This window comes from Streptomyces sp. STAM6 (assembly GCF_054963715.1).
Genome location: NZ_JBUEFZ010000032.1, coordinates 61,466 through 76,152, shown reverse-complemented (window position 1 = coordinate 76,152; position 14,687 = coordinate 61,466). Strand labels below are relative to the sequence as shown.

General features: G+C 73.2%; 16 protein-coding genes. 3 read left to right on the top strand and 13 right to left on the bottom strand.

Translation table 11 applies throughout. The annotated features are described in order from the left end of the window. Positions 1 to 17: 17 nt before the first annotated feature. From ACY34K_RS27780 to ACY34K_RS27765, 4 genes are all read right to left on the bottom strand, one after another. Complete coding sequence (locus ACY34K_RS27780; RefSeq protein WP_462751880.1) at positions 18 to 1,697, bottom strand: DNA repair helicase XPB; 1,680 nt, start codon at positions 1,695 to 1,697, stop codon at positions 18 to 20. Positions 1,698 to 1,943: 246 nt separating this feature from the next. Further along, on the bottom strand, positions 1,944 to 2,111 hold the full coding sequence (locus ACY34K_RS27775; protein WP_462751878.1) for a hypothetical protein: 168 nt from the start codon (positions 2,109 to 2,111) through the stop codon (positions 1,944 to 1,946). A gap of 20 nt (positions 2,112 to 2,131) precedes the next feature. Next, the gene (locus tag ACY34K_RS27770) at positions 2,132 to 2,284 is read right to left on the bottom strand and encodes a hypothetical protein (RefSeq protein WP_462751876.1); all 153 of its coding nucleotides are present in this window, start codon (positions 2,282 to 2,284) and stop codon (positions 2,132 to 2,134) included. 156 nt (positions 2,285 to 2,440) lie between these two features. Further along, positions 2,441 to 5,065, bottom strand: coding sequence for a helicase-associated domain-containing protein (locus ACY34K_RS27765; RefSeq protein ID WP_462751874.1), 2,625 nt, complete (start codon positions 5,063 to 5,065; stop codon positions 2,441 to 2,443). A 73-nt stretch (positions 5,066 to 5,138) separates the two neighbouring features. Here ACY34K_RS27765 and ACY34K_RS27760 point away from each other — a divergent pair, with 73 nt between their 5' ends. After that, on the top strand, positions 5,139 to 6,215 hold the full coding sequence (locus ACY34K_RS27760; RefSeq protein WP_462751873.1) for a hypothetical protein: 1,077 nt from the start codon (positions 5,139 to 5,141) through the stop codon (positions 6,213 to 6,215). Positions 6,216 to 6,265: 50 nt separating this feature from the next. Here the strand turns inward: ACY34K_RS27760 and ACY34K_RS27755 are convergent, their stop codons facing one another. From ACY34K_RS27755 to ACY34K_RS27740, 4 genes are all read right to left on the bottom strand, one after another. Next, positions 6,266 to 6,862 carry a hypothetical protein gene (locus ACY34K_RS27755; RefSeq protein ID WP_462751871.1) on the bottom strand — a complete coding sequence of 199 codons (597 nt, stop codon included), beginning with the start codon at positions 6,860 to 6,862 and terminating at the stop codon, positions 6,266 to 6,268. A gap of 12 nt (positions 6,863 to 6,874) precedes the next feature. Then, complete coding sequence (locus tag ACY34K_RS27750; RefSeq protein WP_462751870.1) at positions 6,875 to 8,134, bottom strand: DUF7224 domain-containing protein; 1,260 nt, start codon at positions 8,132 to 8,134, stop codon at positions 6,875 to 6,877. Between the two features lies 1 nt (position 8,135). Then, on the bottom strand, positions 8,136 to 8,879 hold the full coding sequence (locus ACY34K_RS27745) for an ATP-binding cassette domain-containing protein (protein WP_462751868.1): 744 nt from the start codon (positions 8,877 to 8,879) through the stop codon (positions 8,136 to 8,138). A 74-nt stretch (positions 8,880 to 8,953) separates the two neighbouring features. After that, positions 8,954 to 9,340 carry a hypothetical protein gene (locus ACY34K_RS27740; protein WP_462751866.1) on the bottom strand — a complete coding sequence of 129 codons (387 nt, stop codon included), beginning with the start codon at positions 9,338 to 9,340 and terminating at the stop codon, positions 8,954 to 8,956. Between the two features lie 191 nt (positions 9,341 to 9,531). Between ACY34K_RS27740 and ACY34K_RS27735 the strand changes: the two genes are divergently transcribed. Next, entirely contained in the window at positions 9,532 to 10,173 is a 642-nt protein-coding gene (locus ACY34K_RS27735; RefSeq protein ID WP_462751864.1) for an HAD family hydrolase, read from the top strand. Here ACY34K_RS27735 and ACY34K_RS27730 read toward each other — a convergent pair. Continuing rightward, entirely contained in the window at positions 10,143 to 10,400 is a 258-nt protein-coding gene (locus tag ACY34K_RS27730; protein ID WP_462751862.1) for a hypothetical protein, read from the bottom strand. The two genes, ACY34K_RS27735 and ACY34K_RS27730, sit on opposite strands and share 31 nt — an antisense overlap. A gap of 203 nt (positions 10,401 to 10,603) precedes the next feature. Here ACY34K_RS27730 and ACY34K_RS27725 point away from each other — a divergent pair, with 203 nt between their 5' ends. After that, positions 10,604 to 10,987, top strand: a complete 384-nt coding sequence (locus ACY34K_RS27725) for a cold-shock protein (RefSeq protein ID WP_189550285.1) — start codon at positions 10,604 to 10,606, stop codon at positions 10,985 to 10,987. 108 nt (positions 10,988 to 11,095) lie between these two features. On the opposite strand, the gene ACY34K_RS27720 is transcribed toward ACY34K_RS27725, so the two are convergent. Genes ACY34K_RS27720 through ACY34K_RS27705 form a run of 4 tightly spaced genes read right to left on the bottom strand, consistent with a single transcriptional unit; the run spans position 11,096 to position 14,507 of the window. After that, on the bottom strand, positions 11,096 to 11,938 hold the full coding sequence (locus ACY34K_RS27720) for a 1,4-dihydroxy-6-naphthoate synthase (RefSeq protein WP_462751860.1): 843 nt from the start codon (positions 11,936 to 11,938) through the stop codon (positions 11,096 to 11,098). Continuing rightward, entirely contained in the window at positions 11,935 to 12,654 is a 720-nt protein-coding gene (locus ACY34K_RS27715) for a futalosine hydrolase (protein ID WP_462751890.1), read from the bottom strand. The genes ACY34K_RS27720 and ACY34K_RS27715 overlap by 4 nt, the downstream gene beginning before the upstream one ends. Before the next feature lie 2 nt (positions 12,655 to 12,656). Beyond that, the gene (locus ACY34K_RS27710; protein WP_462751858.1) at positions 12,657 to 13,136 is read right to left on the bottom strand and encodes a DUF2771 domain-containing protein; all 480 of its coding nucleotides are present in this window, start codon (positions 13,134 to 13,136) and stop codon (positions 12,657 to 12,659) included. Between the two features lie 27 nt (positions 13,137 to 13,163). Next, positions 13,164 to 14,507: an MFS transporter gene (locus ACY34K_RS27705; protein ID WP_462751856.1), complete on the bottom strand. Its 1,344-nt coding sequence runs from the start codon at positions 14,505 to 14,507 to the stop codon at positions 13,164 to 13,166. Between the last annotated feature and the right edge of the window lie 180 nt (positions 14,508 to 14,687).

Below are 14,687 nucleotides of genomic sequence, written 5' to 3'. Positions count from 1 at the left end.
GCACACCCGCGCGGGCCTCACGCCCCGCTGAGATCCGGGTCCGCGTCCCGGCGCGGCTCCGTGGCGAGTAGCTCGTCCGCGTCGACGATCCGGTACGCGTAGCCCTGCTCGGCCAGGAACCGCTGGCGGTGTGCCGCGAAGTCCTGGTCGATGGTGTCCCGTGCGACCACCGAGTAGAAGTGCGCCTGGTGCCCGTCCGCCTTGGGCCGGAGCACCCGCCCCAGCCGCTGCGCCTCCTCCTGCCGCGACCCGAAGGTGCCCGACACCTGGATGGCGACCGTGGCCTCCGGCAGGTCGATCGAGAAGTTCGCGACCTTGGACACCACGAGCACCGAGATCTCGCCCTCCCGGAACGCGTCGAAGAGCTTCTCGCGCTGCGCGTTGGACGTCTCGCCCTTGATCACCGGCGCGTCCAGGTGCTCACCCAGTTCGTCGAGCTGGTCGATGTACTGGCCGATGACGAGGATCTGCTGCCCGGCGAATCGCTTCACCAGCGCCTCGGTGACCTTCCGCTTCGTCGCCGTCGTGGCGCAGAAGCGGTACTTCTCCTCCGTCTCGGCGGTCGCGTACGCCAGCCGCTCCGACTCGGTCAGATTGACGCGGACCTCGACGCAGTCGGCGGGTGCGATGTAGCCCTGCGCCTCGATCTCCTTCCAGGGAGCGTCGAACCGCTTCGGACCGATCAGCGAGAAGACGTCCGACTCGCGCCCGTCCTCGCGCACCAGCGTCGCGGTCAGCCCCAGCCGCCGCCGGGCCTGGAGATCGGCCGTGAACTTGAAGACCGGCGCGGGCAGCAGATGCACCTCGTCGTAGACGATCAGGCCCCAGTCCCGGGAGTCGAAGAGCTCCAGATGCGGATAGATGCCCTTCCGCTTCGTGGTGAGCACCTGGTACGTCGCGATGGTGACCGGGCGGATCTCCTTCTTCGTACCGCTGTACTCGCCGATCTCGTCCTCGGTCAGCGACGTCCGCTTGACCAGTTCGTGCTTCCACTGCCGCGCGGAGACCGTGTTCGTCACCAGGATCAACGTCGTGGCCTTGGCCTGGGCCATCGCCCCGGCTCCGACCAGCGTCTTCCCCGCGCCGCAGGGGAGGACAACGACTCCGGAACCGCCGTGCCAGAAGCCTTCGACGGCCTGCTTCTGGTAGGGGCGCAGGGCCCAGCCGTCCTCGGCCAGGGCGATGTGGTGCGCCTCGCCGTCCACGTAGCCGGCGAGGTCCTCGGCCGGCCAGCCCAGCTTCAGCAGCGTCTGCTTGATCTGGCCGCGTTCGGAGGGGTGCACGGCGACCGTGTCCGGGTCGATCCGGGCGCCGACCAGGGGCTGGACCTTCTTGGACCGGAGGATCTCCTCCAGCACTGGCCGGTCGGTGGTGGTGAGCACCAGCCCGTGCGTGGGGTGCTTGGTGAGCGTGAGCCGCCCGTACCGGGCCATCGTCTCGGCGACGTCGACGAGCAGCGCGTGCGGCACGGGGTAGCGGGAGTACTCGACGAGCGCGTCGACGACCTGCTCGGCGTCGTGCCCGGCGGCGCGGGCGTTCCACAGCCCGAGGGGGGTGACGCGGTAGGTGTGGATGTGCTCGGGGGCACGCTCCAGCTCCGCGAACGGAGCGATGGCACGACGGCATGCGTCGGCCTGCTCGTGGTCGACCTCGAGCAGGAGTGTCTTGTCGCTCTGGACGATCAGTGGTCCGTTCACGCCTCACCCTTTCCTGGCGGCCTCGGTGCGTGGCCAAACATCCAGTGTTACGCATCGGCGGCGTAAGCGGGGGTGGTGGCGGGAGACGGTTCACCGGTCACGGGCGGTCGCGACCGGTGAGGCAGTGGCTACGGGCTCGGATGCCGGCCCGGATGCCGGCTCGGATGCCGGCCCGGATGCCGGCCCGGATGCCGGCCCGGATGCCGGCCCGGATGCCGGCTCGGATGCCGGGCTCGGATCCGGGACTCAGATGAGGGGGCTGTTGAAGAGCGGCCCCTCGACCTGGATGTCGGCGAGCGGTCCGCCCCCGCCGCCGCCACCGAGCGGGGGCAGGGGCAGGGCGGAGGCCTCGGTGGCCAGGGCGGCGAGGAAGAGCACGGCGCCGGCCAGGCCGACGGTGAGACGGCGGATCAATCCCGGTTCCGGTCCTTTCATCAGACCGTGATGCCGATGGCCTCGACGGCCGCGCTGATGGCTGTGCCGCCCGGGAGCACCGCGGCCGGGTCGACGCCGACGGCCGCCGCGGGGGAGACCACGGCGCTGAGCAACGCCACGGCGGCGAGCAGGACAGTGATGACACGACGCATGGGGTTTGCCTTCCTCGGTGCGTCAAACGGACGCAGCGTGGCTGCCCAGGCCACGCCGCGGGGATGCGAAGTGTCCCCCGGAGGTGGGGCGTTGATCACCCGCAGGGCGGAAAACCACTCCGTCCGCGCATGATCGGGGCCAGGGCGAAACACGCCCTAATCCTCGGCGAGTTCGGCGACGCCCGTGATGCGGTGCAGGGGGTACGTGCGGACTTCGTCCGCCGTGTGGTCGTACGCCGTGACGAAGCCGCCCTCGACCCGGACGGGGGCGATGACGCGCTGGCTGGCGGCGCCCTCCGCGTTGACGTAGCCGATCCACACGGCCGAGCCGGTCATCGCGGCGGCCTGCACGGTGGCGAGGGTCTCGGCCGGGGAGGTGCGCGGCAGCTCGCCGTCGGCCGCGGCGCCGGGCTCCTCCTTGCGGACGACCGTCGAGGCCAGGTCGCCCGCGCGGATCGCCTTGATCGCGGCGCCGAGCAGCGTGCCGTCGGGCGTCGGCGGGCCGTCCGGGACGGGCACGGGCGCGGTGCGCGGCGGGGTGCGGTAGACGTTCGCGCGGGTGATCAGGACATCGCCCTCGGCGGACTCGGCGGCGGGTGCGAAGCCCATCGACCGCAGGCCTTCCAGGAGCGTCGCCGGGTCGGCCTGGGCGGCCAGCACGGTCGGCGCGAGCCGGCGCAGCCGCAGCGACGCGGACCGCTTGTCGGCGAGGATCTCGCCGAGGAGTGCGTCGTCGTCGCAGCGCACGTACGCCGAGGCGGCGCCGACGCGGAGGTGGCCGTGCTTCCGCGCGACGTCGTCGATCAGGTAGGCGAGCGGCTGGGGAACGGGCGTGCTGGAGTGGGCGGCCAGGAACGCGTGCAGGTCGGAGGCGGTCTGCCCGGCGTCGAGGGCGCGGCGTACGGAGGCGGGTGTGAAGCGGTAGACCGTGGCGCCGCCCTTGGACTCGACGTCGGCGAGGACGGCGAGGGTGTCGGCGAGGGGCCGCCGCAGCGGGCCGGGTGCGACGGCCGTGAGGTCGGCCTGGAGCAGCACGTGGTCGACGGGCTCGGGCAGCAGTGGTGCGAGCAGCGCCGCGGCGCGGGCCTGGGCGGCGGCCGCTTCCCCGAGGTGCCGGTCCCGCCCGTGCACGGGGAGTTTGTCCCCGGCCCCGGCGCCGGGCGTGTCCGCCGTGGTGGCCGGGTGTGTGTCCGCCGCGTCGGCGGGCCGAGCCCCGGCGGCGGGCGTGCCCGGCGCCCGGCCGTGCGCGGGCGTCGCGGTCCGCTCCGGCAGGAGCGCCCTGCCGTGGGTGGAGAGGGCGCCGCGGCCCGTGACGCCGAGGAGTTCGGCCTCGGTGAGGGTCCAGGTGGCGAGACGGGCGCGCAGGTCGGTGCCCGCTCCCGCGGCGCCGCGCAGGGGGCGTTCCCAGCGGAGGCGGGCGAGGAGGGTGTCCGGGTCCGGCGCGGCGCCCGCCGGGAGGCCGGCGAGCAGGGCCAGCACCCGGTGGCGGACCTCGGCGGCCGGACCGCGGTCCAGTTCCGGGCCGAGCGCGGAGAGGGTGCGGCCCTTGGCGTCCTGGCCGCCCACGAGCCCGGCCGTGCGGGTCGCGGCCAGCCAGGCGCCGGCCAGCCGGGCCCATCGCTGGGCGGCCGGCAGCGCGAGCCACTCGTCGTACTCCGGTGTCGGCGCGTAGCGCTCGTCGGCCTCGCCGTCGGAGGCGATCAGCCCGGCAGCGTAGGCGAGTTCGAGCCAGAACGCCGCGCCCTCCTCGGTGAGGTCCAGCGCGACCGCCGTGCGCTTGAGGTCACGGGCCGACAGGCCGCCCGCGCGCAGGACGCCCGGCCCGCCCTCGTTCCACTCCTTCAGCAGTTCCTCGACGGTCGCGAGCGCGGTGTACGCCTGGCCCGCCGCCGTGTTGTCCACAACCTGTGGACGGTGTTCCCGGGCCGGGGCGAGGACCGGGGCCAACGGCACCGGCTCCCGGTGCGCCCGCCCGCCGCGCAGGTGCAGCGCGGCCTCGCGCGGCAGCACGACGGTGCGCGCCGTCGCGGGCAGCAGCAGACCGCGCTCGCGCAGCCACCGCACGGGAGGCGCGGGATTCGGGGTGATCTCGCCGTACGGCGGCCCCCACACCAGCCGGTCCAGCACCCCGAGCGCGTCCGGGGGCGCCGTGTCGAGCAGCGCGGCCATCCGCTCCGGGTCGGTGAACAGCGACGTCAGGGCGGCGACCGCCGACACCGGGTCGTGCGTCGTGGGGAGTCCTACCGCGCCGAGGATCTCCTGCAGCCGGCCCGGCGACATCCCGGCCGTGGCCTCGGCGACGGTGGGCCCGAGCCCGGTGGGGGAGGGGTGCTGCGGGGACGGGGCGAGCAGTTCGCGCGCGGTCCGCACCAGCCGCAGCCGCTCGTCGTCGCCCCATGCCAGCGCCTGCGCGCGCAACTCCTCGACGGCGCCCGGCAGCGCCGCCTCGATGTCGGCGTCGCCCTCGTCGCCGGCCATCAGCCCCAGCAGGACGGCGTAGGGCGCGGGGTCCGGAGCGACGGCCAGCGCCTCGGCGGTCTGCAGCGTGAACCGGTCGAGGCGTTCCAGCGCCCGCAGCACGGACGCACGGGTGCCGGCCCGCGTGGCGAGCTGCGTCAGATCGCTCGGGACGGGCGCCAACAGGTCGGGCCTGGCGCGCAGCAGCGCGGCCAGCCCCTCGTCGCCCCGCGCCCGCAACGCCTCCGCGAGGGTGCGCGGAGCCGCCGAACCACCATTGCCTTCGGGCACGTGCGCCTCCCGATCGAGCTCACCGGTCGCCATCCGCACCACGTTAGCCCCTGCGCAGGCGCTAACGTCGGGACAGGGCGGCAGCCCATGGCCGTGGAGGGGCACTGTGGGGATCGAGAGCGACCAGCTGGTCTTCGACTATCTCAGCCGGGTCGGCGACCTGGCCCAGCAGCGACAGCTGTCCTCGCAGAGCCGTATGCGGCTGGTGGCGTCGCTGCGGGACGAGATCGACCGGCGGCGGTCCGAGGACGGTGCGGACAGTCCGGCGTCGGTGCGTCGCATCCTCGGCGCGCTCGGCACACCGGACGAGGTGGTGGCGACGGCGGCGAACGGCGACGGCACGGGCGCCGGCGGCACGGGCGGGGCACAGGGCCGGGGCGACCGGAAGCCCGCGCGGCCGGCCGCGACCCACCCCAAACCCGCCGTCCCCGAGCAGCGGACCTCCCGCACGCGCCGGCTGATCCCGCGCCCCCGCAAGACCGATCCGCCGCCCGCGCCGCCCGCAGAGCCGCGCGGTCCCCATCTGCTCGGCATGGACGAGCGCGGCGAGGCGGACACGCAGCCGGACTGGTGGCGCGTCGAGGAAGGCCCCCTGGGGGCGGCCGAGATCGTGCCGGGGTTCCGCGGCGGCGTGGAGATCCCGGAAATACTGAAGCCCCCGCCGAGGAAGGACGAGAAGGAGGCGGAGGGCACGCGGGCCGTGTCGGACGCCGCCGGGACGGAGACGGCCGGGACGGAGACGGCCGGCGCCCAGGGCGCCACGGCCGAGCGCCGCCGTCTCGTCCCGCTGATCACGCTGCTGCGCCGCCGTGCCCGCGCGGAGGAGGCGCGGCCCGCCCGCAGGCCGCTCGGCAGCCCGGTGCTGCTGCTGGCCGCCGCCCTGCTGGTCGCCGGGGCCGTGCTCGGCTCGCTGCTGGCCCTGTTGGGCGGCTGGCTGCTCGCGTACGCGTCGAACCGGCTCAGCCGCGCCGAGGCGAAGTGGGCCGTGCTCGGGCTGCCGGGCGCGGTCGCGGCGGGAGCCGCCGTGTGGCTGTGGGGAAGGATCGACGGCCGCTGGGGCGAGCCGGTGGCGCCCGGCGGCGAGGCGCTGGGCGAGGCGCTCAGCGGGATGTGGCCGTGGGTGGTGCGGGCGGCCGCCGTGGCCTCCGCGCTCTACCTGGTGTGGCGGGCGCGGAGGCGCTGACGGCGGCCGCGGCCCGGCGGCCGGCCGCCGTCACCGGGCACCGGGTGTGATCATCCGGCCCGGATCGGCAGTGCCCCCGGCCGACGTACCGTCACGACGATCCCGGCGACGAGCGTCACCAGCGCGAGGAGCAGTGACGACGGGCTGCCCGGCTCCGCGATGGGCCAGGCCCACCAGAACGCGCCGTCCGCGTCGGCGCCCACCAGGGCGCAGGCGACGGGCAGGACGACCACCGAGAGGCTCGCCGCACGCGGCCCGGCGAGCTCTCCGACCAGCAGGACCAGGCCCATGTAGCCGGCGAGATTGCGTGCCGCCGCCAGCCCGTCGGTCGTGCCGTCCAGCGCCACCCCCAGCAGGCCCCCCGCCGTCACCACGGCGAGGGCCGACAGCAGGACCACCATGAGGTACCGGGGCACCGGCCGTACCGCCGTGGTCTCGCCGGTCGCCGCGGCCCGTTCGTGGCCGACCGCCCAGCACACGGCGGGAATCACCGGCAGCAGCCACGGCGTGGGTATCGCCAGGCTCAGCTGCGCCACGGCGTTCGGCAGCATCAGTTCGGCGCGGGGGCCGGCGGCGGCCCAGACGGCGACGAGCGCCGTGCACAGGGCGTACGGAACCAGCGCCCGGATCTTCGTCCACCACAGCATGCGAGCCTCCGGTCACCGGGACGGCGCGACGCCGAGCAGCGGCTCGGTCGTGCAGTCGTGCAGCGCCTTCCAGTTGTGTGCGAACCACGCGCGCTGTCGCTCCTTGGGCTGCGCCGCGACGTCGGCGGCCAGCGCGAGGTCCTCGGGGGACCAGGAGCTGTTCACCGTCTCGGCCTTGGGGTCGCCGCCCACCACCAGCAGCAGCCAGGCGTCCATGGGCGGATAGGCGTCGGCGCCCGGGTGCTTGCCGCTGCCCGTCGTCACGCACTCGGGTTCCCCGGCGGGGAGGACGCTCGACGGCAGGGCGCGCAGGACCTCGTCCGGTGTCGCCTCGTCGGAGATCTGCACATGCGTGACGCCGGCGTCCCAGCGCTGGGTGCCCACCTTGGCCGGCGTCTTCACGCCCACCTCGCGCAGCGAACCGTAGGCCTTGACGAGGAGGGGCTGCAGCCAGTCGCGCTGGTGCTCCTGCTCCGGCCACAGGCACACCTCGGGCGCCGCCCCCTCGCAGCGCAGTCCTTTGGCGCGCGGCACGTCCGGGACCGCGGTCATGCCCTGGACGAGGACGGAGGCACCGCCGAGGCCCGCCGCCACGAGGACCAGGGAGACGACGAGCGCCACCAGGCTGCGGCCGAAGTGCACCAGGAGGACCGCCGCGCCCGCGACGGCGGCGGCGAGGATCACGGGCGCGAGGAGCGCCGCGGGATCGACGACGGAGTCGATGGAGCAGCAGACGTTGAGGCCGCCGCCGGTCAGGTGCCGCAGCCAGAAGGGCAGCATCGCCGGCGGATAGGCGATCACGACCCAGCTCGCCATCACGGTGAGCGCGGTTCCCAGGGCTCCGGGCAGGGCACGGCCCACGACGTAGCCGGCCAGGATGTGACCGCACAGGATGGACAGCCACAGGGGCAGCATCGGCCACGGGGGCGCGGTGTCGGGGCCGCCCGACGACATGACGACGAGCGTTCCCACCAGCAGGCCGCCGATCCCCACGAGCAGCGGGGCGACCAGCGAGGAGGCCGCGACCAGCAGGCGGGAACGTACCGGCGCGACGTCCAGGACACCGCCCACGGTCGCCCTGCGCCCCTCCCAGGCGGCGAGCCCCGCGCAGGCGGGGGCCACGAAGGCCAGGGTGAGACTCACTTGCCCGGCCGCCTGCCAGCCGGTCTCCGGCCTGGGGCCGAGGACGTACCAGGCCATGAGCGGGTAGAGGACCAGCGCGACGCGCGGCGCGGGCGCCGCGAGCAGGCGTCGTTTCCACGTCCAGTGCACGTCAGGCCTCCGCGCCGATGATCGTCCGGTACGCGTCCTCCGCGCGGCGGTGGGGTTCGGTTCCCTCGGGGGCACGGCCGAGGAACTCGTCCATGGACCCGTGGAAGCGCACCGTGCCGCCGGACAGGACCAGGACGCGGGCGTAGACCTCGGCGAGGTCCCGGCTGTCGTGGGTGGAGACGATGAAGCGCATGTCGTCCGACAGGTCGCGCATCAGGTCGCGGAGCACGCCGTACTGGACCGGGTCCAGTCCCGCGGAGGGCTCGTCCATCAGGACGACGTCGGCGCCGTGGACGAGGGCCTGGGCGATGCCCACCCGGCGCAGCTGGCCGCCGGAGAGTTCGGAGGCCGGCTTCTCCGTGGTGCCGAGCAGGTCGACCCGCGCCAGCGCCTCCCGCGAGGCGGTCCAGGCGTCCGCGCGTGTCATCCCCTTCAGCCAGCCGCTGTAGGCGACCTGTTCGCGCACGGTGAGTCCGGGAACGGCGTTGATGTGCTGCGGCATCCAGCTGACGGAGCGCCGCCACCGGGCGTGGTGGCGGCGATCGCGGGCGTCCAGGCCCTTGAACCGCACCGTGCCCGACCAGGGGCGTACGGCGGTGGCGGCCAGGCTCATCAGGGTGGACTTGCCGGCGCCGTTGGGGCCGAGCAGCGCGAGGTGCCCCGAGCCCAGTTCGATCGAGAGGCGATCGATGATCGGATGGCCTCTCCGATATCCGAAGGAACATTCCTCGAAGGAAATATCCACGTCTCTTCTCTCTTGCAGAAATGGCCCGGGCACGCGTCGGGCCGGTGCCGCGAAGGCACCGGCCCGACATCGGCTCAGTTGACGGTCAGCTTCTTGATCGTCAGCAGGCTGCCGTACTCCAGAGAGTTGAGCTTGTAGTAGTAGTCGGCCTTGTCGGTGGCCAGGTAGTTGGTGCTCTTGCCGCACCGGTTGTCGAAGGAGGACATCTTGGTGTCCGGGCGCCAGTCCACGTTCCGCATGAGCGTGATGTGCGCGGACGAGAAGCCCTTGGCCGAGTCGGTGGAGCAGCCGCTGAGGTTTATGTACTTCTTGTAGGCGCTGCTCCAGCTGAAGCGCCGGGTTTCCTTGCCCTCCCCCCACTTGTGGTTGTTCGACTGCCAGGCGTGCGCGGCCGGCACGGCCAGGATCATGGCGGAAAGCGCCCCCGTGACAACGGCACTGACGCGGCGTGAAACCTTCACGTTCGCTCCCGAAGTAGCGTCAAAAGTGGTCACGGAGCAGCCTAGTTGCGCCAAGTGGCCGAAATGATCACGCATTCTGGGGGAGTGGTGAATAGGAGACAAAACGGCCTGTGAGGCGTGTCACGACGGCCGTGTGCGCGGCCGGGCCATCGGCGGCCATCCCGCCACCCCTGGAGGCCCGACCCGCCACAATGGCTCACATGACCTCGCGCACCCGCACCGTCGGCTTCGACCTCGACATGACGCTCATCGACTCGCGGCCCGGTATCCATGCCACATACCGGGCGCTCTCCGAGGAAACGGGCGTATGGATCGACGCCGACCTGGCGGTCACCCGCCTCGGTCCGCCCCTCGAACAGGAGCTGGCGCACTGGTTCCCCGCCGACCGCATCCAGGAGACGGGCGACCGGTACCGCGAGATCTATCCCACATACGCGATAGCGCCGACCCTCGCACTCCCCGGTGCGAGGGATGCGATTCAAGCCGTTCGCGAAGCGGGCGGCCGGGCCGTCGTCGTCACCGCCAAGCACGAACCGAACGCCAAGCTCCACCTCGATCACCTCGGTATCGAACCGGACGCCGTGATCGGCTGGCTGTGGGCCGAGGCCAAGGCGGAGGCACTGCGCGGACACGGCGCGGGCGTGTACGTCGGCGACCACACCGGCGACGTGCGCGGCGCACGTGCGGCGGGTGCCCTCGCCGTCTCCGTGACCACCGGTCCGTGCGACGCCGACGAGCTGCGGGCGGCCGGCGCGGACGTGGTCCTGCCCGACCTCACGGCCTTTCCCGCCTGGTGGGAGGCCTACCTGGGCGACACGGCCGACCGCGCCTGACGCCGCTGCGCGGCGATCGAACGCAGCACGCCCGCCGCGGCGATCAGGAAACCGGCACCCATCAGCATGGACACGCAGTACGCGAGCGTGGGGAAGGGATCCGTCCCCAGGAACAGCGGCGCGACGGTGACCAAAGTGGCCACCGCGCCGACGATGAAGACGATCGCACCGACACGGACGAGACCGTCACCGGGGGCGGCGCCGCTCGAGGGGGTTTCACTCAGCATTCAGCCAGGGTAGTTCCCAGGCCGGAGGAACAAACCGGAGACGTCTTGTCACCGGCCCCGGGACCATTAGCCTTGGTGCGCTGCGGGTCCCGCCCCACTCGAGCGCAGCGAGGGCTAGGGGGAGGGGTCCGGCGACCCGCTGCAGTGCTATCCAGAGCCGAATTTCCCGGCTCACCCCATCGAGTACGAGGACGAGGACAGACGTGCCTACCGGCAAGGTCAAGTGGTTCAACAGCGAGAAGGGCTTCGGCTTTCTCTCCCGTGACGACGGCGGCGACGTCTTCGTGCACTCGTCGGTGCTCCCTGCCGGGGTGGAGGCCCTCAAGCCCGGCCAGCGCGTCGAATTCGGCGTCGTGGCGGGCCAGCGCGGTGACCAGGCGCTTTCGGTGACGGTCCTCGATCCGACCCCGTCGGTGGCGGCGGCCCAGCGCCGCAAGCCCGACGAACTGGCATCGATCGTGCAGGACCTGACCACGCTCCTGGAGAACATCACGCCGATGCTGGAGCGCGGGCGCTACCCCGACAAGGTGCACGGAAAGAAGATCGCCGGCCTCCTGCGGGCCGTGGCGGACCAGCTGGACGTCTGAGGCTGCCCGGCGGACCATGCCGGGCCCGCGACGCCGTGCGACCGCGTCGCCGTCGTCGTCGTCGGTCGCCGGCGCCCAGCGCCGGCTCCCTCCTCCGCGAAACACGCCCTAGGGGACGAAGCTGAGCGCGTCGGGCTTGAGGGGCGGTACCAGCCCCTCGGCCGCGGCGCGCGTCAGCAGGCCGCGGACCGCGGCGTAGCCGTCCTCACCGAGGTCGGCCGTGAACTCGTTGACGTAGAGCCCGATGTGCTGGTCGGCCACGGCCGGGTCCATCTCCTGGGCGTGTTCGCGTACGTACGGGCGCGAGGCCTCCGGGTCGTCCCAGGCCATCCGGACCGATGTGCGCGCCGACTCGGCGAGCAGCCTCAGCGTCTCCTCGCCCAGCGACCGCTTGGCGATGATCGCGCCCAGCGGGATGGGCAGCCCGGTCGTGGACTCCCAGTGCTCACCCATGTCGGCGAGGCTGTGCAGCCCGTACCGCTCGTAGGTGAAGCGGGCCTCGTGGATCACCAGACCGGCGTCCACCTTGCCGTCACGGACGGCCGGCATGATCTCGTGGAACGGCATCACCACGACCTCGCCGACCCGCCCCGGGACGACGTCCGCCGCCCAGAGCCGGAACAGCAGGTACGCCGTCGAGCGCTCGCTCGGCACGGCGACGGTCCGCCCGCCGAGGTCCAGTCCCGGCTCCCTGGTCAGCACCAGCGGCCCGCAGCCGCGCCCCAGGGCGCCGCCGCAGGGCAGCAGGGCGTACTCGTCCAGGACCCAGGGCAGCACGGCGTAGGAGACCTTGAGGACGTCGTACTCGCCCCGCTCGGCCATCCCGTTGGTGATGTCGATGTCGGCGAACGTCACATCGAGCTCGGGCGCGCCCGGGACGCGGCCGTGCGCCCAGGCGTCGAAGACGAACGTGTCGTTGGGGCAGGACGAGTACGCGATCCTCAGGGTCACTGGTCCTCCAGGAAGACGGTGGTGCTGAGCAACTGGAAGGCGTACCGCAGCGAGTCGAGCGCCTCCCCGATCCGCCAGGCGGCGCGGTCGCGCGGGCCGACGGTGTTGGAGACCGCGCGCACCTCGACGACGGGCACGCCGTGCGCGGCGGCGGCCTCGGCGACACCGAAGCCCTCCATCGCCTCCGCCGCGGCCCGCGGATGGCGGGCGGTCAGCTCGGCGGTACGGTCGGCGGTGCCGGTCACCGTGGACACAGTGAGCACGGGCGCGACGACGTGCCGCCTGCCGCCGGCGCGCAGGACCTCGGAGATCCGCCCGGGCAGTCCCGCGGGCGGCAGACGCACGGAGCGGCCGAAGCCGAGCTCCTCGACGGCGAGGTACCCGTCGGGCGTCTCGGCCCCCAGATCGGCCGCGATGATCTCGTCCGACACGACGATGTCGCCGAGCCGGGCGTGCGGCAGGAAGCCGCCACCGATCCCGGCGGAGACGACGAGGTCGTACGGCGCGGTGGCCAGCGCGGTGGCGGCCCCCACCCCCGCGGCGGCGGGGCCGACCCCCGCGGCGACCACGTCGAGAACGGCACCGTCCGGCCCCCGCATGGACGTCACCGGGAAGCCGCCCGGCAGACGGCGCGGGGGCCCGGGAGCGAAGCCGGAGACACCGGCCGCGACGGAGTCCGCCTCCGTCGCCACCGCCGTCACGACCAGGATGCGCAGGGTCAGGGCTTCTTCTTCAGCTCGAAGTGCCAGATGCCCGTCAGCTTCTTGCCGCTCGTCTCGACGATGGAGATCTGCGCCGAGCTGGACGGCTCACCCGTCTGGGACGAGAAGAACGCGCTCGCCGGGATCGTCCGGTACGTCTTCTTGTACGGCTCCTGCTCGGCCTGCTGGCCGCCGATGAACAGCGTCCAGCCGTTCTCCGCGATCTCCGGGTCGACGCCGAAGCGGATCCTGTCGTCGGCGGAGACCTCGATGGTCTTCTCGCCCTTCTTGTTCAGGCAGTCCTGGATCAGCGACTCCTTGATGGCTTCGCCGTCGTTGTAGCAGGTCGCCTCGGTGTGGACCGAGTCCGACCCGACCGTCACGGTCGCGAGCGGCGTCGGCTTGTCGCAGGCGGAGAGTACGAGGAGTCCGGCGGAGACGGCACCCAGAGCGACGCCGGCCCGGCGGGCCTTACCGGAAAAGAACGCAACGGTCATGGGGCGAAGGCTATCGGTCGTCCCCGCTCACGCCACGCGGGGGTGCGGCGTGCCGCGCGCGGCCGCCAGCAGCCCCCGCACCGTGATGGCCACGCCCAGCGCCAGGATCCCCGCCGCGACCGCCATGCCGAGCGACCCCTTCAGCGGCAGGGAGATCCCGATGGCGCCGCCCACCACCCACGACATCTGCAGCAGCGTCTCCGAGCGGGCGAACGCCGACGTGCGCACCACCTCCGGCACGTCCCGCTGGATCATGGCGTCCAGCGACAGCTTCGACAGAGCCTGGGACAGTCCCGCCACCGCGCCCACGAGAGCGACCGTCACCGCGTTGAAGAACACCGCCGCCGCCGTCGCCGCCAGCATCGCCAGCGTCAGCATCGTGGCGATGATCACTTCCGGGGAGCGGGACTTCAGCAGCGCGCCGACCGCCGTACCGCACGCGTTCCCGACCCCGGCCGCGACACCCACCATGCCGAGCGACACCGCCGCGCTCTGCCCGCCCAGCGGGTCCTCGCGCAGCAGGAACGCCAGGAAGAAGATCAGGAACCCGGACAGCACCCGGTGCGCGGCGTTCGCCTGCAGCCCGTGCAGCACGGACGGGCCGACCGTCCGCAGGCTCGGCTTCTTCTCGCCGTGCGTCAGCATGTGCGCCTTGCGCTCACCCTTCGCCGAGTCGACCTTGTGCGGCATCCGGAGCGCCCAGTACGCGCCCAGCAGGAACAGCGTGCACGCCCCGTACAGCGGCCACGACGAGCCGATCTGCTGGAGCCCCACGCCGATCGGCGCCGCCACGCCCGTCGCCAGCAGTCCCGCGAGCGTCACCCTCGAATTGGCCTTCACCAGAGAGAACGTCGGTGGCAGCAGCCGTGGCACGACGGCGCTGCGCACCACGCCGTACGCCTTCGAGGCGACCAGCACGCCCAGCGCCGCCGGATACAGCTCCAGGCCGCCCGTGGCGACCGCCCCGGACATGGTCAGGGCCAGCACCGCCCGGGTCAGCATGGCGCCCGCCATCGCCGCCCGCCGGCCGTGCGGAAGATGATCCAGAAGCGGTCCGATCACCGGGGCCAGCAGAGTGAACGGGGCCATCGTGATCGCCAGGTACAGCGCGACCCGGCCGCGCGCCTCGTCCGTCGGCACGGAGAAGAACACCGTGGACGCCAGCGCCACCGTGATCATGACGTCACCGGCGCCGTTGACGGCGTGCAGCTCGATCAGTTTGCCCAGGCCCGACTCGCCCGCGCCGTGCGCGTGAGTCGCCTTGCGAATGCCCTTGGCCGCGCCCGTGAACGGCAGGTGCAGGGCACGCCCCACCCGCCGGCCCGCCCTCCGGAGCGGCCCGGCGTCATCGGACGACCTCGCGGCTGCCACCTCGTCATAGTGCCCCAGGCGTCTCGTCGGCGAACGGTGGACAGGGCTACTTGGGGCGGGCAGGTGGGCGGCGGGCGGCGAAGGGGGTAGCGTGCGTAGCGCGCCACCGGCGGAAGTTCTCGGCCGCGCGCCTCTTCGGCATCCCGCAGAATGGATGACGATAGGTGTGCCCGGGAAACG